Raw genomic sequence first — 20,606 nt, forward strand, 5'->3', positions numbered from 1 at the left:
TATCGCGGTCTTGGTAAGCCGTTACCTTACCAACTAACTAATAGGACGCATACTCATCTTTAAGCCATAAATGTTTAATGAAGTCTCCAGGTGAAGTCTCCATACTATGGGGTATTAATCCACGTTTCCATGGGCTATTCCCCGCTTAAAGGCAGATTGTATACGCGTTACGCACCCGTGCGCCACTCGTCAGCAAATTAGCTAGGCTAATCCCTGTTACCGTTCGACTTGCATGTGTTAGGCCTGCCGCTAGCGTTCATCCTGAGCCAGGATCAAACTCTTCATCGTTAAATCTTAAATATATTCAACAACTACTAAAGAAATTGCTCAGTATGACTTTTCTAGTCTTAATTCTTATACACTTGATTCTATCTCCTAAAAGATAAAACCCTTTGTCAATTCAATATATCAATGAACTTAATTGGTCTCCCAATCTGTCTTGTTAAAACCTAAGGAATCGAACCTTATTCTCTCACCCCATCCGGTGGTTTTCAGTAATTTTAGTCTGTAATTTCTGAACGTTTGCTTGCTCTCAAAGCGGGTGCAAATATACAACGCCTTTTCTTTACCAACCAAAACTTTTTTAATAAAATTTTTAATTTCTTTTTCTAAAGCTTTCCTACCTTTAAACTCCGCAAACCTTCTTATGAACGTCGCTTCGTTTTCAAAGCGGGTGCAAATATAAAACTAGTTTTGCTCTCCAGCCAAATAAAATTTAAAGAAATTTAATTTTTATTTTTTTGCCTTAGACCAATAATAGCCTACCCTTTACATACCTTTCAGTGAACTCTCACCCTGCTCTCAAAGCGGCTGCAAATATACACTAACTTTTTCCTTTCTACCAAACTAAAATTTAATAAATTTTAGTTTAATTTTTTAAAGCCAGAGCCTTTCACATCACCCACCATTACTACTTTCAACGAACATACGCCTTGCTCCCAAAGCGGCTGCAAATATACACCCCATTCTTAATTACACAATAGCTTTCTGAAGAAATTATTCGATTTATGCTAACCGTAAAGACTTCAGAGAAAAGCTGCTTAAAATAGAACAGATAACGGCATTTTTATATCAATTCAGCAAGTAAAAATCAAACAAACTCCTGATATGATAAATTCAGCATAAAGAATACTACAGGAAAAGATCCCAAACCAGGCCAAATCTTACTAGAAAGTCGGTATATGGATAGTCTGGAGCAGAGAAATTGTTGTTCCCTGTAACCAAAGAATTTAAATGCTCCAACTTAAAGAAGATTCTTGCTTTGTCCACTTTTGCATTAAAGAAATAGTCCACTACAGGAAATCCACCAATTTCTTCTTCATTCTGAACATAGAATTCTGCAAGGATGGGATCGTACGCATTCGCTTCATACTTCGTGAAATACTTAAAAGTGAAACCTGTTTGAAGATACAGTGCCTTATCGAACCAGAAATCTTTATAGTATATAGAATTCCTGGTAACCAGATCTGGAACATTAAGAACGGCTGCTCCTTCGAGTACATTCTGATACATTATAGTATTGTAGCTTCCGAAGAGACCAAAATCAAATTCTTTTTCAGCCTTCAGCTTTAAATGCCTTACCGGCTGATCATATTGAAACGGTTTTACTGACCCATTTTCATTTTCAGTAAAGAATGTATAGTTATCAATTTGTGATAGTGAAAAATTTATGTTCGCATACTTTTCAGAAGAAAGACTGGCGTATAATCTCTGCGAGCTAACGTTATCAAAATCGTTCTGCCAGTTATAGTTGATGTAATCATTCTGATAGAGCAGAAAGTTGAAATTAGGCAAACTGCTATTTTGATCGAAACCAAAACGGATACTATTTTTATCATCAAATGCATAACCAGCGGAAATATTCAGGTAATTACCGGAAAAATCATCATCAAGATTGAGTCGTCCGGCAGCCTTAAGATCAAAATCACCAATACGCTCGTGGTAAGTAGCGCCCAGATGCAATAAATTTCCAAAGATTTTATTGCCTACTACAGACTCCTCTGTAATATACACGGCGTTATAACCATAATCATAATTCGTATGCCCGGCTTTTACGGAGAGTTTTCCAAGTACATCATTTTCAAAATTCACTGCGGCTTCATTAAAGGTTGTGTATAGTCGCGTAGATGTTTGCAAATTAGTAGCCTCAAAAGAATCACCATAAAGAGCATTCTCAGCAGTTTCTTGATTAAAGACAAACTTTTTGTAACTATGATCAAAGATGTGAGAAATACTCAGATTGTTGGTAGAATCCCTGGGATCTGTAATTTGATATTCATGATCAATAAAAAACCTTTTCCCAAAGAGAGTACTCTCAGCATCCTCGTATTTGACATCGAGTACAGATCTATCATCGAACTCTTCTTCCTCGGTAATATATTGAAGTACCGCAAGGCTATCAAGTCCTCCGTTTTCCTCATTCATTAGATCCTGAGAAACGAAATGTGCTTTTATACGATACCTATCATTAGTGGTATTATAGGAGAACCCCATTCTAAGATTTCCGGTGCTGGTCAAAATATTCTGGTATTTACCTAATGCCCTAGTTCCCTTATATGCAATAAACATATTTAAGTTTCTAGAAGTATTGATAGTAAATAAAGCATCGAGCTGCTGCCCCTGCTCCGGTACAGTCTTGAAATAAAGCTGAGTCCATGGCGTTGGAACCTGATAATAGTTGATATCATCCACTTCCATAAAATTATAATGCCTTGCTTCTGCTCCAAATCCGGGGAATGCTTTGCTATTATTCTCAGTGTAACTAAGAGCATTGTAGGTTTGTCCGGTATTTGAAAATGGTAGTAGCTCAAAATTATCCTTTCTCAGATAGTTGAACTTGTAATCTTTTAATATAGTAAGCGTGGTATCCAGGTGAGTAGTATCATTCTTCACCGAAATGATCTTATACAAATCTACCGGTGGTATGCTATCTTGTTTTTTCTGTGGTTCGGAATTCTGCCCAAAATCTTCCTGACTAGCAGCAGAAAATGAAATTAATAAAAAGAAAAAAGTTAAGGCTCTATACATGTAAATATAATGGTAACGCAAATTTATAATTTATAATGTAAGAAACTCTGTGAAATTAGGGAATAAAAAAAGCCGCTCTAAATGAGCGGCTTTCTATAAGATATAAAGAATTTAATTATTCTCCATAACCAGCATTCTGAGGAATATTTGAGTTAGCGTCAACTTCTGCAGCCGGGATCGGCAATGCAAAGTTAAAACTTCCATATGCAGGACCTTCATGTGTTTGAAGAACTGGATCTGGGTTAGGAATATCCATCATAGTTCTCGCAAGGTCATGAAATCTAAATCCTTCAAAAGCAAGTTCTTTTCTTCTTTCAAGCAAGACATTATCCTTAGAAGCAGAATCATATGACATAGCACCACGATTCTCAGGAATCATATTTAGCCAATCTAAAGCATCACCAGAATCATCTCCTGAAGTTTCTAATAATGCCTCTGCGTAAATCAATACAACTTCCTCATATCTAATAACCGGAATGTTGTCATCATAAGGAGCAGTAGAAGGATACTTTCCAATATTTCTAAGAGTTCCGTTAGCGTCAACACCTATAACAGTCTCAGCTTCGTAATCTGTAGAAGGATCATATTCACTTACACCTCTTACATCACCCTCATCATAGATAGCAGCGAGATTAGGAAGAACTACAACATCACCGTAAGCTCCTTGCTGATAGATATTAGCTAGACCATTAATACCCTCATTGTCAATATCTGATGCAGCAATTTCAAAAATTGAATTCGTGCCACCATCAGAAGAGAATGTGCTAAGGAATGCCTCTTCAGATACTACTGAAAATTGCCCTGAATCTATCACAGTTTTAGCTGCATCAAGAGATCTCTGCCAGTCACCGAAGTAATTCGCGATTCTAGCTTCGATTGCACTAGCAGCATAAGTACTGAAGTACTCAACTGGTGCACTAGCACCCATAAGACTTTTAGCCATATCAAGATCTGCGTAAGCCATGTCTCTTACTTCCTGTACAGTATTTCTACCTGGAAATAGTGCTGTCTCATCTCTAAAAGCTGTAACGTAAGGAACACCAGCAGCAGATAAACCACCGTTATTCACATTTTGCTGACCATAGAATTGCACAAGGTTGAAGTGCGCTAATGCACGTATAACATATGCTTCTCCTTTAATTTGATCAATCGCTGCCTGATCTCCAGTTATTCCTTCAGAATTGATAACAATATTGGCAGAACCAATTACAGAATAAAGTCTTGACCACAACGTTTCAACAACACCGGAAGTTGGAAGTAAATCCATTCTAGCTTCTGCAACGAACCTGTTAGAGTTTGCATTAGAGGCAGTATTATCAGAGAAAACTTCTCCAAGAATTATATAATCTCTACCATAATAATCTGTCAAGGACATTCTATTATAGGCACCGTTAATAATTGCGTTGAGATCATTTTGCGTGTTAACGCTAATGTCGATGTCTTTTGATTGTTGAAGAGTAGGATCAAGATCCTCATCTGAGCAGCCTATAAACACGCCGCATCCAATCATTAACATAAATAAATATTTAAAGCTCTTTTTCATTTTTCTTAAAATTTAACGTTAATACCTAAGGTATATGATTCAACTGGTGGAGTAGTCAATCTAGTAAATCCATCAGCTCTTGTTTCTGGATCTAGTTTAAGACCATCCTCTTTTACCCAGGTATATATGTTTGTACCTCTTAGTGTTAAGGTCAAACCATCAAGACCAATTTCATTAGCCCATGCAGATGGAAGATTGTAACCGAAGGATACATTTTTCAATCGTACATAATCACCATCATAAAGGTGTCTAGAACTCGTTGCATGGAAGTTATTATTCTGTGCCCAGTTGACAGCTGGAACGTCTGTCACGTCACCAGGCTGCTGCCATCTGTCCATTAATTCCTGAACCCCGTTGTAAGTACCTAAAGTAAAACTATTAGTTCTCAAGTAGAACTGAGCATATTGCTCATAGATCTTGTGACCTCCCTGGAAGTATGCATTAGCTTCAGCAAAGAAACCTTTATAATCAACACGCATACCTAAACCACCTGAGTAAGTTGGAAGAGCATTCGCTCCCTGATCAACTCTTTGAGCAGCGTTGTAGTTAGAAGTAACTTCACCGTCTACACCATTTACAAACCAAGTTGGAAGTCCAGTTTCAGTATCTACACCTGCCCATGTTCTCATGAACCAGGTATTTACAGGAAGACCACTACGTGTTGTAGTATAAACACTACCAGCATTAGGATCAAGTTCCTGACCATCTGCACCTGTTGCTAATTCCACAACCTCATTTTCTACTGTCGCGTAGTTAGCAGAGATATTCCAGTTGAAGTCTTTAGTACTAATGATATCGAAACCTAACTCAGCTTCAATACCAGAGTTTTTCATTTCTCCAATATTACGAGTTTGTTCAGCAAAACCAGTAGTTAATGAAAGTGGCACATCTAATAATAGATCATATGTCCTTCTGTTGTAATAAGAGAATGAACCAGTCAATCTACTATCAAACATTCCGAAACTTAAACCTAAGTCATAAGTTTCACCTTTTTCCCAGGTAAGGTCATTGTTTCCAAATTGAGAAGGAAAACCTGCACCGTTACCGGCATAGTTAGCGCTATAGGTAAGTAAAGCCTGGTAAGAATTTATATCAATGTTATTGTTACCAGTGATACCGTAAGAACCTCTTAGTCTAAGAGTATTAAACAAGTCAGTATTCATGAAATCTTCTCTATGAACATTCCAGGCTGCACCTACAGAACCAAAAGTACCAAAACGCTCTCCAGATGGAAATCTAGATGAACCTTCACGTCTAATCGTACCATCAACAACATACTTACCAGCATAGTTATAATTTAATAGCCCTAGGTAAGATACATTGATCCAATCTGAGTACTGGGAATCAGCATCAAAGGCAGCACTTGCCGTGTTGATCTGAATTAGACCATCAACCGGAAAGTTCTGTCCATATCCATATAAATAGTTATTCTGATTCTTTTGATATTCAAATAGAGTAGTTAAATCAAAATTATGATCATCAGCCAATGTGAAACCATAGTTGAAGGATCCTTGGTAAACCCAGTTGTAATTCTTCTCATCACTTACGGCAACATCACCATTAAAATCATCTGCATCGCCTTCGTATCTGTTTCTGTAATTAGTATACTCGTTTAACTGGTAATCCATACTTAATCTGTTAGAAAAAGTAAAATCTGTAAAAATCTCCCAGTCAAGTTTAGTATTTACTAATGCTCGAGTTAATGCGTTTCTTGTAATATTATTATCCTGTACATAAAAGATGTTTGGAAGAGAACCAAAAGGAAGGTTAATATTCAAAGATCCATCTGCATTATCAGGATTATTGAAAGGGTTCATTAAGTATCTTGTGATAAACGGGTTTGAAAAGAAAGTACCGTTTTCTAAAACTGGGTTCTGCTTAGTATTAGACACATTCACAGAAGTCGCTAACTGAATATTGTCACGTAACTGTCTATCGTAAGAGAAAGATCCATTTATCCTTTCAAAATCACCTCCAATAACTGTAGCTTCAGTGTTGTTATAACCTACAGAAGCATAAAAGTTAGAAAGATCATCACCACCAGAAGCAGACAACGTATAGTTTTGAGTTAAGGCATCATCATTTCTAATTCTACCATCCCAATCGTAATCTGTTCCATCGAAATCAGCTGTAGCTGGTGCCAAAAGATTGAACCCAATTGCCGTATCGATAGCGTTATCGATAGTGAAACCAAAATCATCGATGGTACCATTAGCACCATATGAATTCACTAAAGCTTCTCTTAACAGTTCTTCACGTTGAGCTCCAGTTAGAGATTCACGCTTGTTGAAAGCATCATTCTGGAAACCTACCTGACTGCTAAAAGTAAATGAAGTTTCACCTTTTTTACCATTTTTAGTTGTCACAACGATTACACCGTTAGACCCACGAGCACCGTAAGCTGCTGTAGCAGATGCATCTTTTAAAACAGTAATACTTGCGATATCCTGACTGTTGATAGAAGCCAATGGATTTAAAGACGTTTGATCCACACTACCAGAAATGTTGGCGTTAGAAACTGGCACTCCATCAATAACGTAAAGAGGATCATTATCAGCATTAATAGAGCTAATACCTCTAATACGAATATCCTGAATCGCACCAGGCGTTCCAGAAGATTGAGAGATCTGAACACCAGCAACTTTACCCTGTAAAGCTTGCTCTACAGATACAGTTGGAGATTCAGCAATCTCATCACCACCAATTTGCACAGATGATCCTGTTACTTCTTCTACACCTTTGGTGCTATAACCTAATACAACAACCTCAGCAAGAGCATCAGCATCTGTTTGCATAGTTACATCGTAAGAATCTGCAGCTCCAACTTTAATGTCCTGAGGTGCAAACCCAACGTAACTAAAACTCAATACAGAACCATTTCCAACCTCCAGTGTATATACACCATCGAAGTTAGTCTGAGTTCCATTACCTGTACCTTTTTCAAGAACAGTCACCCCAGGTAGAGGCAAACCCTCTTCGTCAACAACCGTTCCTGAAACGGTTTTGTCTTGTGCAAAACCAATTTGCACGACTAACACCAGTAACAGCGTTAGGAATCCATGTAATCTTTTTTTCATTATTTCGTTAAATTTGAATTAGCCTGCGTCAAAAATGCTAATAAATCCTTAACATACCAAAAAAACTTACACTTTAACTTATTAAAATTTTAACAGGCTCAATGAAAACGTTGTAATTCACTGCATCCTTAACCCCTTTAATTGTTAAAAGATTACAATCTTAAATGCATATGCTAAAATCTTATGATAAATCAAAACTTGTGGCGGGAACCGATGAAGCCGGTCGGGGCTGCCTCGCAGGGCCTGTTACTGCTGCTGCTATCATTTTACCTAAGAACTTTAAAAACAAGATTTTCAATGATTCCAAAGTCATGAGTCTAAAAAATAGGAACCTTTTAAGAAATCTAATACATGAAAATTCCTTCGATTTTGCAGTGACTCATGTTTTTATGGAAGAGATTGATAATATGAATATACTAAATGCGTCAATTACGGCGATGCAGAGGTCTATCATAAAATTGAAGACCAAACCAGATTGTATCATTGTTGATGGCAACAGATTCAAACCTCTGGACTCCATACCTCACGAGTGCATTATTAAAGGTGACGGTAAGTTTCTTAGTATCGCAGCGGCTTCTGTTCTGGCAAAAACCCACCGCGATGAGTATATGGAAAAGATTCATGAAGAATTCCCTATGTACAACTGGATAAAGAATAAGGGGTATCCTACCAGGGAGCATCGAGCTGCGATCGAAAAGTATGGTATAACCAAATACCACCGGAAAAGTTTTAAACTCCTGCCCGATCAATTGAAGATTGAATTCTAAGTTTATATTTTTGTAAGCCTACCTATTATATATGAACAAGTTTCTAAGTCTTATTTTCTGCCTGCTCCTTATTTCCTGTGCGGAAGATTCTGATAGTATTCTGAATAACACAGATCTTATACCTGATTCTGCGGAAGTGATCTTCGTTTCTCCTTCCAGCGAGCAACTTGAAAAAGATCTGATGCAACACGAAGCTATTTTTAACAGTGGAGACCTGAAAGATTTAAACAATGAAGCCAAAGATCTTTTGAAGTATATCAATTCTGCAAAAGAAACCACTCTTTATATAGATAGCGACAGTATAGGTTCTATATTTTCGGTTTTAATCATTCACAAAGATTCTACTTCCTTGGCGCTGGATAGTATTCAAAACAAACAGGTGGAAACTTTTAAAGAAGAAGATATTCAGTTTAAGAAGGTGAAACTGGAGAAATCTGAATTTTACCAGCGTGATATCGCCAACCTGAGCATCTTCAGTAAAAGTAAGTATGCCATCGTTCAGGCGAAGCGAAGTAATAAATCGAATCCGAAGGAATTCGAGAAAGCCTTGGATGCTTCAGATCCAAACAAGACCTCATTAATCTATGAAGATAGTATGAATGTAATGTTCTTTTCTGAAATGTTCTCCGAGGCAGATCTTCCGAAGAAAAAAGGAAACTGGAATGTACTGGACCTGCATGCGAATGAGTCTGAACTTATTTATAACGGGATTTCAATACATCCTAATTCCGAAGCCTCTAAAAACTTTACCTCTATAGCCGACTTTAAACATGAGGTCGCAAGGTTTTGCCCGGAAGACTTTATCACTATAGTTTCTATAAGTTCAGGGCTGAAACTTCAAAACAAGGATACAGCCGCTAATCTGGACTTTCTGGATAAAATAAGTGACATCTCAAGTATCAAGGTGAAACCCGGAAATATCCATATTTGGAATGCAATTGATACCGAACTGGTCAAAAACCGACTTTTCCACGAATATGAGCTTAATGAACGATTTAGGGAAATTGATATTTTTAAGGGAGATTTTGCTGTACCGGAATTGTTGCTAGATCCTGAAATTAACCTAAGCTCCGGATACTTTATTGTCATTGATCATTTTATAATAGCTTCTGAAGAGATCTCCGTCCTCGAAAACTTAATCGTTAATTTTCAAAATGGCAAGACGTTATCAGAAAACCCACAATATGCAAGAATGTTGAATTCGCTGTCATCTGAATCAAGCATGCTTGCGATAACGAATATTTCCGCAGCGAAAGAATTGGGCACCCTTGAAGCATCTGACTTTAAAAAAGGTAGCCTGGCTGCGTTTCAGGTGATTTCAGAAGAAACGTACGATCATCTACACGGTATTATCGCAGAACCAACGGAGGCCGACCGACTTTCTAAAGGCGCTGAACAGATTGCAACAATTACCACCAACCAACCTATCGCAGGAATTCTTCAGTTCTTCCGGAATCATGAAACAGACCAGATGGATATTCTGGTGGAAGATTCAGGAAATCACCTCAGCCTGTTTTCCAACAAAGGCAGCATGTTCTGGACCAAAAAACTGGACAGCCAAATTTCAGGAAAAGTGCACGAAGTAGATCTCTTTAAAAATGGCAATAAACAACTTGCTTTTTCCACTAGCTTTCAACTTGAAGTGCTGGACCGCAAAGGCCGCGATGTAGAACCCTTTCCTAAAAAGTTTAATGATGCGCTCACGCAGCCTCTGGCAGTATTTGATTACGATAACAACAGGAAATACAGGTTTGTTCTGACTCAGAATAATAAAGTTTACATGCTTGGGCCAAAAGGTAACAGTATTAAAGGTTTTGATTTCGACGGAACAAAAAGCACCATAATCAAAGCGCCAAAACATATTCGCCTTGGAAACAAAGATTATATTCTGGTTCAGGAAGAATCGGGCAGATTACAGATCCTGAGTCGGCAGGGTAGCATTCGTGTTCCTACCTCGAATAATTTTAATACTTCTGAAAATGAATGGTATGGCTATAAGTCTGATTTTATCATTACTCAACCTGAAGGCAACCTTATTGAAGTCGATCAAAATGGAAAAGTGGATCTGAAAAGCCTCGATCTTGCAGAAAACAATCGTTTAGTAGCAAATGCAAATCATCTTGTTTACCTGAATGAAAACGAACTTGTGATCGATGATTTCAGTGTCAATCTTGATTTCGGACTCTACACAGATCCACAACTATTTGAAATCGGACGCAAGACCTATGTAAGTATTACCGACACCCAGGCGAAGAAGGTCTATGTATTTAATGAAAAAGCGGAATTACTTCCCGGCTTTCCAGTATATGGAACTTCCGAAGTTGATCTTGCAAATGCAGATCTGGATAAACGCCTGGAAATGATTGTTAGAGGTGGAGATAATGAGATTCTGCTGTATAAGCTATAATCTTAAACCAACTCCGCTTCGAATAACTGACTGAAATGTTTCATCAATTTTTGCTGAACTTCAGCCATATCGACTTCTTTCTGACCTAGCTCTACATTCAAGGAAGTTACGGCTTTGTCCTTAATTCCGCAGGGAATAATATGATCAAAATAGCCGAGATCTGCATTGACGTTCAGAGCAAAACCATGCATGGTTACCCATCTGCTAGCTCTAACACCCATGGCACATATTTTCCTGGCGAATGGAGTTCCCACATCCAGCCAGACACCGGTTTCTCCAGGGCTTCTTTCAGTTTTTATTCCATACTCAGCAAGAGTCAGAATCACCATCTCTTCAAGTAATCTCAGGTATTTATGAATATCAGTAAAGAAATTATCGAGGTCCAGAATAGGGTAGCCAACTATCTGTCCCGGCCCATGATAGGTAATATCCCCTCCTCTATTGATCTTGTAAAAACTGGCATTTTTTTGCTCCAATTGCTCTTCAGACAAAAGAAGATTTGTATGATCCCCGCTTTTTCCTAAAGTGTAAACATGAGGATGCTCCACAAACAGCAAATAATTATGGGTAGCGATATTTTCGTTCTGTCTCCGGTTCCTGATCTTTTGATCCAGAGTATCCTTAAACAGTTGCTCCTGGTAATCCCAGGTTTCCTTATAATCCTTGCTGCCCAGGTTTCTAACTTCAACTTCTTTATTCATACTTTAAGACTTGGGATTATTTAATATAATGAGCGCAGCAATCACTCCGGGAACCCATCCCAGCAGCGTAAGTATTAGTACGATTAAAATTGAACCACAACCGCGATCATAAACTGCCAGCGGGGGAAATAATACCGATAGAATTACTCTCCAAATACTCATATTCACTAATTATAGAGGCAAAGATAGAATTATTATTTCGGCTTTTAATTGCATTGTATGGCAGGCTGATAGTCACTATATTTGCATCCGCATTTTTGTTGAATGCATAAAAAAAATTATATGCAGCAGTTATCAGAACAGGAACAAATTAGACGTGAGAAATTATCGGCGATACGCAAAGCCGGAATTAATCCATATCCAGCCGATCTTTTTCCGGTAGATCATACTACTACGAAAATCAAGGAAGAATTTGCTGAAGGTAAAAAGGTGGTGATCGCAGGAAGACTTATGTCAAGAAGGATCCAGGGAAAAGCATCTTTCGCTGAACTTCAGGACTCTAATGGTAGGATACAGGTGTATTTTAACCGTGACGAAATTTGTACTGGTGATGATAAAGCGAAATACAATGATTTCTATAAAAAATGGCTTGATATTGGCGATTTTATAGGAATTGAGGGAGAGTTATTTAAAACTCAGGTAGGAGAAATGACCGTCATGGTAAAAGATTTTCACCTGTTGAGTAAGTCATTGCGACCACTTCCACTTCCAAAAACAGATAAGGACGGGAATACCTACGATGGTTTTACAGATCCTGAACATCGCTATAGACAGCGTTACGCAGATCTTGCAGTAAACCCTAAGGTGAAAGAGGTTTTTGTAAAGCGTACGAAACTTTTCAACGCCATGCGTAACTTCTTCAATGATAAAGGATATTTTGAAGTTGAAACGCCAATACTTCAGCCAATTCCAGGTGGAGCAGCTGCAAAACCTTTTGTATCGCATCACAACGCCCTGGATATACCACTATACCTAAGAATTGCGAACGAGCTATATCTTAAAAGATTGATCGTTGGTGGATTCGATGGTGTATATGAATTCTCAAAAAACTTCAGAAATGAAGGAATGGACAGAACTCACAATCCTGAATTCACAGCGATGGAAATTTACGTGGCTTATAAGGATTATAACTGGATGATGGAGTTTACCGAAAACCTGCTCGAGCATTGCGCCATGGCAGTGAATGGTAAAACTGAAGCTACCTTCGGAAAGCATACCGTAGATTTCAAAGCTCCGTACAAGCGGATTACGATGACCGATGCCATCAAGCAGTTTACTGACTTTGATATTACCGGGAAATCGGAAAAAGAGCTATATGAGGCTGCTACTAAAATGGGCATCGATGTAGACGAAACCATGGGTAAAGGAAAACTGATCGATGAGATCTTTGGAGAGAAGTGTGAAGGAAACTTTATACAGCCAACTTTCATCACAGATTATCCTAAGGAGATGAGTCCGCTTTGTAAGACTCACCGCGACAACCCCGAGCTTACAGAACGTTTTGAATTGATGGTTTGTGGTAAGGAGATCGCGAATGCATACTCCGAGTTAAACGATCCAATCGACCAGAGAGAAAGATTCGAAGAGCAATTGAAACTATCAGAAAAAGGAGATGATGAGGCGATGTTTATCGATAACGATTTTCTTCGTGCACTGGAATACGGAATGCCTCCAACATCCGGACTTGGAATCGGGATGGACAGGCTGATCATGTTCTTAACCAACAACCAGTCGATACAGGAAGTTTTATTTTTCCCTCAAATGAAACCCGAAAAGAAACAGGTAGAACTATCGGAAGAGGAAAAGTCGGTGTATACTTTATTGAAGGATGACCAGGTTCATGACATGAATTTAGTAAAAGAGAAAAGTGGCTTGAGTAATAAGAAATGGGATAAAGCCTTAAAATCTCTTCGGAAGCATAAAATGATCGAAGTGTATAAGGAAGGTGAAGTTCTTAGCATCAAGATCGCTTAGTTCTGGGAATCATATTTGAAAAAAAAGAGGCTTTTCAGCCTCTTTTTTTTGGTTTGGATATTCCCGAGTTTCTATTTCCCAAACATTCCACCAAGCTTCCCCGCCAAATCACCAAGATTTCCAGCATCTCCGTCGCCTTTTAGATAAGAATCAAGATGTTTCGACATTGTTTCAGGCATTCTATCCTTTAATATTCCAGAGACCACCTGTACTGCAATTTTTGCCTGAGATTCAGAGATTCCAGCTTTTTCTGAAACCATTTTTACTATTTCTTCCATAATTTGAGTTGTTTTAGTTCTAAAATCAACCAAATATAACAAAACGACTCTTAAATTTTATTCCTTCAGAATTATAAATTCTTTTAACTTAATTTTAAACCTTTCAGCAATTTGCTAGTCCTAAAACTGCCGGGGGCTAAAGGTTCACCATAGTCGGGAATATGAAATCTTTACTTTCTGCTCAACTTATTAACTAAAAACAAACTATTTATGATTAAGAATCAGAGCTTTAAGCTTCTGCTTATCGCCCTTTCGTTATCGGTTTCCAGTTGTGCTGTTTTTCAGAAACAGGATAAAAAGGATGCTAAAACTGCTTCATCTGAAGAATCCAAAAAGGATAAAGATGGAATGAAGCCTTACGCAAAGGTGATCACCAAAGATGCGAAATCAGACGAAGGTCTGTTCACCGTTCATAAGGTTGATGAAAAGTATTTCTACGAAATTCCAGACAGCCTTTTTAACCGGGAAATGCTTACCGTTACAAGAATCGCTAAAACTGCCAGCGGAATTGGTTTTGGTGGTGGAAAACAAAATACTCAGGTTCACAGATGGCAGAAAAAAGGTAATAAGGTGCTACTAAGAGTAGTTTCTTACGATATCTATGCTGCAGATTCTCTTCCAGTACATGAGGCGGTAGTAAACTCAAACTTTGAGCCTATTGTTGAATCATTCGATATCAAAACAGTAGGAAAAGACAGTATCTCTAAATCTACTGTGATTGATGTTACAGATCTTTATACCAAAGATGTACAGGCACTTGGATTGCCCGACAGAACCAGAAAACAGTACAAAGTTTCCAGGTTAGATGATAACAGATCTTATATAGATACGATTAGATCTTACCCTGAAAATATCGAAATTAGGCACGTAAAGACCTATAATGCTGGTGATCCACCATCCAATGAGAGTCTTGGTTCCATTTCACTGGAATTCAGCAATTCGATGATTCTTCTTCCAAAAGTTCCTATGGAAAGAAGGTATTTTGATGAACGTGTTGGTTGGTTTACTACTGAACAAACAGATTATGGCCTTGCGGCTCAAAAAAGTGAAACGGTGGAATATCTTGACCGCTGGAGACTTGAAGTTAAGGATGAGGATATCGAGAAATTCAAAAATGGAGAACTGGTTGAACCAAAAGAACAGATCGTATACTATATCGACCGTGCAACACCAGAGCAATGGGTTCCATTCATCAAGCAGGGAATCGAAGACTGGCAGGTTGCTTTTGAAGCAGCAGGTTTTAAAAATGCCATTATCGCCAAGGATGCTCCTACTGTAGAAGAAGATCCGGACTGGAGTCCTGAAGATGTAAGATATTCTACAGTTAGATACCTTGCTTCTCCAATTCCAAACGCAAACGGACCTCACGTAAGTGATCCACGTTCGGGAGAAATTCTTGAATCTGATATTAACTGGTATCACAATGTAATGACTCTTCTTAGAAACTGGTTCTTCGTACAAACCGCGGCTATAAATGAAGATGCGCAGGGAGTTGCCTTCAAGGATGAAGTTATGGGAAGACTTATTCGCTTTGTTTCTTCCCACGAAGTTGGACATACTTTAGGTTTACCGCATAACATGGGAAGTAGTGTTGCTTACGCTGTGGAAGACCTTAGAGATCCGGAATTCACGAAAGAATTTGGAACAGCTCCATCTATTATGGATTATGCTCGTTTCAACTATATAGCACAACCAGAAGATGGTGATGTAGCGCTGATGCCAGAGATCGGGCCGTACGATAAGTACGCAATCGAGTGGGGCTACAGACCAATTCTTGACAAAGAAGGAAAGGAAGAAAAAGAAATTCTTGACCAGTGGATCCTTAAGCATGCAGGAGATGCTAAGTATCGCTTCGGAAGACAGCAAAGTGGTGTGATAGATCCAAGTTCTCAAACTGAAGATCTTGGTGATGACGCAATGCTTGCCAGCGAATACGGTATCAAAAACCTTAAGAGAATCGTTCCAAAATTGATCGAGTGGACTGCTGAAGATGGTAAGGATTACGATGATCTTGATGATCTTTATGGTCAGGTACTTTCACAGTACAATCGTTATATGGGTCACGTGACCGCTAATATTGGTGGTGTGTATGAATATTACAAAACCTACGATCAGGAAGGTGCAGTATATACTCATGTAGATGATGAAAAGCAGGAAAGAGCTATGGAATTCCTACAAGAGCAATTATTCACAACTCCGGAATGGATGATCAACCAGGATATTTTCAATAAGATCGAATTTGACGGTAATATTGAACGAATTCGTGGAATGCAGGAAAGAACTCTAAATAACCTTCTTGACTTCGGAAGAATGGCGAGATTGATGGAAAACGAGGAGATCAATGGAAAAGATGCTTATTCTTTACTGGATATGATGACCGATCTTAGAAAAGGCCTATGGAGCGAGATCTACAATGGAAGATCTATAGATCGTTATCGTAGAAATCTGCAACGTGCTTACGTAGAAAAAATGGGTGAACTAATGACTGAAGAGCAGGATGAGATCCCGGCGCGTTACAGAAGCTGGGTTACCAGAAGTAACGTAAATGTGGCACAAAGTGATATTCGACCAGTTGTACGAGGTGAACTTACTACGCTACAGAGACAGCTTAGAAATACAGCAAATTCTGGAGATACACTAACGCGCTATCATAAGCAGGATCTATTGAAAAGAATTGACCTCATCCTTAACCCGATGAAATAGATTTTTATTTAAATGATACAGAAAAGGCAGGATATTTGAATCCTGCCTTTTTTTATTTAAACCTTTTTAAAAAAAGGGGGTCTTATTTGTATAACTTAAAATGTTGGAAGATGAAAAAGATGATCACCATATTATTTCTTGCGCTTGGCTTGAGTACTTTCGCGCAGGAAAGAGGAGAAGGCCGTAAAGATCTTAGTAATGAAGAAATGGCTACGCTTAGTGCAAAAAGACTGGCGATGCAGCTAGATCTCAACGAAGACCAGGAAATGAAGCTTAAAACACTTTATATGACCAGAATGGATGCGAAAGAAGAAGGCCGTGCAGAAAATGCTGAAAAACGCGCTGAAATGATGGAAAAGCGTGAGGAGATGAAAGAGTAGCGTGAAGAAATGCGTGAAAAACGAGAGAACGAATCTGAAGAAATGAAAACAGAGCTTCAAAAAATTCTTACTGCTGAGCAATTCCAGAAATGGGAACAACTACAGGAAAAAAGACGTAAAGGTAGAAGATCTGGAAATGGCAGAATTCGAAACTAAAAATTTAGGTGTTAAGTTAAGTGTTAGTTAGTTGAAAAAACGGGATCTGAATAGATCCCGTTTTTGATTTTCAATCCTTCAGATCTGCGGATTTCAACCTCAGCGCATTCGCAATTACTGAAAAACTACTAAAGCTCATCGCAAGAGCAGCAATCATTGGTGAAAGTAAAATTCCGAATAATGGATAAAGTACACCCGCTGCGATAGGAACACCTACTGTATTGTAAATAAGTGCGAAAAAGAGATTTTCCTTAATGTTCCTCATCACTTTCTGGCTAAGTAAAATCGCCCTTCTTATACTTCTTAGATCACCATTAACCAACGTAAGAGCAGCGCTTTCTATAGCCACATCTGTCCCGGTTCCCATGGCAATTCCCACATCTGCCCTGGCAAGTGCCGGTGCATCATTAATCCCGTCTCCTGCTACTGCCACAATTTTCCCACTTTTCTGCAGTTTTTCGACCTCCTCCAGTTTATGATGAGGTAACATTCCAGCTTTATAATTTTTTATTCCAATTTCACTGGCCACTGCAGCCGCGGTATTTTTATGATCCCCTGAGATCATGATCACATCGATGCCATGATTTTGCAGATCTGAGATCACTTTTTTTGTTCCTTCCTTAATCTTATCGGTAATCACCACATAACCTTTTGTGGCAGCATTTATAGCTACGTAACTTACTGTATTTCCTCTCTGTTGTTCTTCGGAAACACTTGCAGCAACATCTGAGGGAATTTGAATATTATTAGAATCCATCAGAGCTTTGTTACCTATCAAAACTTTGCTTTCTTTAAAAGTCCCTGTCACTCCCTTACCTGTTTCCGACTTAAAATCTGAAGTTTCTATAAGTTCTATTTCGTGCTTTTCCGCATAGTCTACAGTCGCTTGTGCCAAAGGATGTTCACTGTTCGTGTTCAGACTGGCAATAATTGCTGTTAACCTTCCTGAAGTATATTCCGAAGAGACCGAAACTACTTTATCCACACTCGGCTTACCTTCTGTTAGGGTTCCGGTTTTGTCGATTATGAGCGTATCGACCTTATTTAGCCGTTCTAAGGATTTTGCATTTTTTATTAATATTCCATTACCGGCACCGCGACCAATTCCAACCATCACAGACATTGGAGTTGCCAGACCAAGGGCACATGGACAGGCGATGATCAAAACAGCAATTGCATTTACAAGCGCATAAACCAGTTGAGGTTCTGGACCAAATATCGACCAGACTATAAAAGTGATCACCGAAATAATCACCACTACAGGCACAAAATATCCTGAAATTTTATCAGCTAATTTCTGAATAGGCGCCTGGGATCTACTGGCTTCATTTACCATTTTGATGATCTGGGCAAGTAAGGTATCATCCCCCACTTTTTCAGCCTGCATGATGAAAGATTGATTTCCATTGATCGTCCCGGAACGAACTTCATCTCCCTTCATTTTATCCACCGGCACTGGTTCTCCGGAGATCATCGATTCGTCTATACTACTTTTTCCTTCTGAAATCTTACCATCCACAGGGATCTTATCTCCTGGCTTGATCCTTAAAAGATCACCTTTTTCAATTTTGCTGGTGGAGATTTTCTCTTCTTTACCGTCCTTGATTCTAAGCGCAGTATTTGGTTGTAACTTCAACAATTCCTTAATAGCCGAATTGGTTTTGCTGTGTGCTCTGGCTTCCAGCACCTGTCCCATTAACACCAAAGTAAGGATGACGGTAGCGGCTTCAAAATAAACATGTACCGTACCCGATTCTGTTCTGAATTGCACCGGAAAGAAATCTGGCACCAGCATTCCAAAAACACTGAAGATCCAGGCTACTCCTGCTCCAATTCCAATGAGTGTAAACATATTGAGATTCCACGTTACGATAGACCTCCAGGCACGCTGAAAAAACATCCAGCAGGCGTAAAATACTACAGGAAGAGATAGTCCAAATTGGATCCAGTTCCACGTTGTCGCATTAAACCATCCTTTTAATGGATTATTTGGAACCATGTCTGACATGGCAATAATGAAAATTGGGAGTGTAAATCCTATGGCGATCCAGAACTTGCGAAGTAATTTTTTATAGCCTTTTTCTTCGGCTGAAGGTTCCGGTTGCTTCGGCACAAGATCCATTCCGCAAATTGGACAATCTCCGGGTTCATCCTTGCTTACTTCGGGATGCATAGGGCAGGTAAATTCAACCGACTTTTGATTGGTATTGACCTCCTCTACAAGGTCCATCCCGCAAACCGGGCAATCACCAGGTTTTTCGTAGGTTTTATCACCTTCACAATGCATAGGACAATACCAGACACCCTTCCCGTTTCCAGCAGATTTTTTAACTTCTGATATTTTTTTAACTGGTCTTTCTGTGCCAGGTATATGGATCGTATAGTTCCCTCCTGCTTCTTCCAGTGCATTTTGTAATTCCTTCAGCGAAACTGGTTCTTTCATTTCAAGAATTGCTTCTTCATGATGAAGATCCACTTCCGCAGCATCAATTTTATCAAGATTCCCAAGTGCTTTTTGAACATGCATCTTACAACCATTACAGGTCATTCCATGAACATCATACTTTTCAACGATCTTCCCATTAATATTCGTTTGGAATTCTTCAATACCATAATTCCCGCCTTCGGACTCCAGTTTATTTCTAAGTACCGAAATATTGAGATCCTGTTCTGCCGATACAGTCGCAGTCTCATTATGCAAATTCACTTCCACATGATCCACAGCTTCGATCGCTGCCAGAGTTTCTTCCACATGCTGGCGACAACCATTACAGCTCATCCCCGTAATTCTATAAGTTCTTTTCATAAGGCATCATTAATTTGCAAAAATAAGGCTAGTTGTCACAAGTAAGTTTTAATCCTATGCGAATAACTTTCAGAAATTAAAAAAAGCTCTGCGTTATACAGAGCTTTAAAATTTATGCTGCGTAAGCTTCACAGGCTTTTACGCATTCCCGGCAGGCTTTCGCACAATCCTGACAATGCTTGTGTTCGTGCTTTCCACACTCATCTGCACAGGCCTGGCAGACTTTCTTACAATAATCTACTAATCCCTGTACATCCTGGTAACTGGTCGCAAGTACCTGATTTAATGTAGAGCACACCTCTGCACAAACTCGATCTGTCCTGATGCAATCTTTCATCATTTTGACATTCTCCTCGTCCAGACAGGCATCTGCACAATAGTTACAGTGGTTAATACAATTCCCTAGTGCGCTAATAAGTTTCTCATTTCTCATAATCAATTGATTTTTAAGGTTGAAACTCAATTTAGCAATGAAGTAGCGAGACGACTTTTAAAATTTTGCTAAGTTCTTTCAGTTTTAAAGCTTTTTAACTTCCGCAGCCATAGATTAAGAACTTTTAGGATCTACCTTTTCCCAAATCTAACCGATGAGCAAGAGAAACTATTAAAAATCTGCTGGGATTTTAGTGGTGCTTTCCACAATGGTCCGTGCAATTCCGTAAAATCTACAAATTAAACTCGCCCAATGACAATGAGCCATGAAAAAACTATGCATGTCAGCAATAAATTTTCCGCGTGACTTAAGTTGAATCTTCTACCGTAGCTCACTGATATTAAACAAAATACT

14 protein-coding genes and 1 rRNA gene are annotated in these 20,606 nt (G+C 38.8%); 6 read left to right on the forward strand and 9 right to left on the reverse strand.

The genetic code is table 11. The annotated features are described in order from the left end of the window. From ACSHZO_RS05940 to ACSHZO_RS05955, 4 genes are all read right to left on the reverse strand, one after another. Positions 1-288 (reverse strand): 16S ribosomal RNA (locus ACSHZO_RS05940); the annotation flags it as partial. Between the two features lie 843 nt (positions 289-1,131). Then, a complete protein-coding gene (locus tag ACSHZO_RS05945; protein ID WP_298246649.1) occupies positions 1,132-3,027 on the reverse strand; it encodes a putative porin in 1,896 nt (631 codons plus the stop codon). Between the two features lie 115 nt (positions 3,028-3,142). Continuing rightward, positions 3,143-4,570, reverse strand: coding sequence for a RagB/SusD family nutrient uptake outer membrane protein (locus ACSHZO_RS05950; protein WP_298246650.1), 1,428 nt, complete (start codon positions 4,568-4,570; stop codon positions 3,143-3,145). A 5-nt stretch (positions 4,571-4,575) separates the two neighbouring features. Continuing rightward, positions 4,576-7,647 (reverse strand): SusC/RagA family TonB-linked outer membrane protein, encoded by a 3,072-nt coding sequence (locus ACSHZO_RS05955; protein WP_298246651.1) that lies wholly within the window; start codon positions 7,645-7,647, stop codon positions 4,576-4,578. A 170-nt stretch (positions 7,648-7,817) separates the two neighbouring features. Here ACSHZO_RS05955 and ACSHZO_RS05960 point away from each other — a divergent pair, with 170 nt between their 5' ends. Both ACSHZO_RS05960 and ACSHZO_RS05965 read left to right on the forward strand, forming a co-directional pair. After that, positions 7,818-8,414, forward strand: coding sequence for a ribonuclease HII (locus ACSHZO_RS05960; protein WP_298246652.1), 597 nt, complete (start codon positions 7,818-7,820; stop codon positions 8,412-8,414). Positions 8,415-8,445: 31 nt separating this feature from the next. Beyond that, positions 8,446-10,821, forward strand: a complete 2,376-nt coding sequence (locus ACSHZO_RS05965; RefSeq protein WP_298246653.1) for a hypothetical protein — start codon at positions 8,446-8,448, stop codon at positions 10,819-10,821. 2 nt (positions 10,822-10,823) lie between these two features. On the opposite strand, the gene lipB is transcribed toward ACSHZO_RS05965, so the two are convergent. After that, a complete protein-coding gene (gene lipB / locus ACSHZO_RS05970; protein WP_298246654.1) occupies positions 10,824-11,522 on the reverse strand; it encodes a lipoyl(octanoyl) transferase LipB in 699 nt (232 codons plus the stop codon). 3 nt (positions 11,523-11,525) lie between these two features. Next, on the reverse strand, positions 11,526-11,684 hold the full coding sequence (locus tag ACSHZO_RS05975; protein WP_084509746.1) for a YqaE/Pmp3 family membrane protein: 159 nt from the start codon (positions 11,682-11,684) through the stop codon (positions 11,526-11,528). 120 nt (positions 11,685-11,804) lie between these two features. Here ACSHZO_RS05975 and lysS point away from each other — a divergent pair, with 120 nt between their 5' ends. Further along, complete coding sequence (lysS, locus tag ACSHZO_RS05980) at positions 11,805-13,496, forward strand: lysine--tRNA ligase (protein ID WP_298246655.1); 1,692 nt, start codon at positions 11,805-11,807, stop codon at positions 13,494-13,496. 71 nt (positions 13,497-13,567) lie between these two features. Here lysS and ACSHZO_RS05985 read toward each other — a convergent pair whose 3' ends face one another. After that, the gene (locus ACSHZO_RS05985) at positions 13,568-13,774 is read right to left on the reverse strand and encodes a hypothetical protein (RefSeq protein WP_295180358.1); all 207 of its coding nucleotides are present in this window, start codon (positions 13,772-13,774) and stop codon (positions 13,568-13,570) included. A 210-nt stretch (positions 13,775-13,984) separates the two neighbouring features. On the opposite strand from ACSHZO_RS05985, the gene ACSHZO_RS05990 reads away from it, so the two are divergent. The 3 genes from ACSHZO_RS05990 to ACSHZO_RS06000 all read left to right on the forward strand — a co-directional run bounded on the left by ACSHZO_RS05990 (position 13,985) and on the right by ACSHZO_RS06000 (position 17,013). Next, on the forward strand, positions 13,985-16,477 hold the full coding sequence (locus ACSHZO_RS05990; protein WP_298246656.1) for a zinc-dependent metalloprotease: 2,493 nt from the start codon (positions 13,985-13,987) through the stop codon (positions 16,475-16,477). 110 nt (positions 16,478-16,587) lie between these two features. Further along, a complete protein-coding gene (locus tag ACSHZO_RS05995) occupies positions 16,588-16,857 on the forward strand; it encodes a hypothetical protein (protein ID WP_298246657.1) in 270 nt (89 codons plus the stop codon). A gap of 9 nt (positions 16,858-16,866) precedes the next feature. Further along, positions 16,867-17,013 (forward strand): hypothetical protein, encoded by a 147-nt coding sequence (locus tag ACSHZO_RS06000; protein WP_298246658.1) that lies wholly within the window; start codon positions 16,867-16,869, stop codon positions 17,011-17,013. A 70-nt stretch (positions 17,014-17,083) separates the two neighbouring features. Here ACSHZO_RS06000 and ACSHZO_RS06005 read toward each other — a convergent pair whose 3' ends face one another. Beyond that, a complete protein-coding gene (locus tag ACSHZO_RS06005) occupies positions 17,084-19,819 on the reverse strand; it encodes a heavy metal translocating P-type ATPase (RefSeq protein WP_298246659.1) in 2,736 nt (911 codons plus the stop codon). Positions 19,820-19,931: 112 nt separating this feature from the next. Continuing rightward, positions 19,932-20,252, reverse strand: coding sequence for a four-helix bundle copper-binding protein (locus ACSHZO_RS06010; protein ID WP_298246660.1), 321 nt, complete (start codon positions 20,250-20,252; stop codon positions 19,932-19,934). Positions 20,253-20,606: the final 354 nt, after the last annotated feature.

It is taken from the genome of Christiangramia sp. 3-2217-3z, assembly GCF_051195275.1.
Lineage (GTDB): Bacteria > Bacteroidota > Bacteroidia > Flavobacteriales > Flavobacteriaceae > Christiangramia > Christiangramia marina.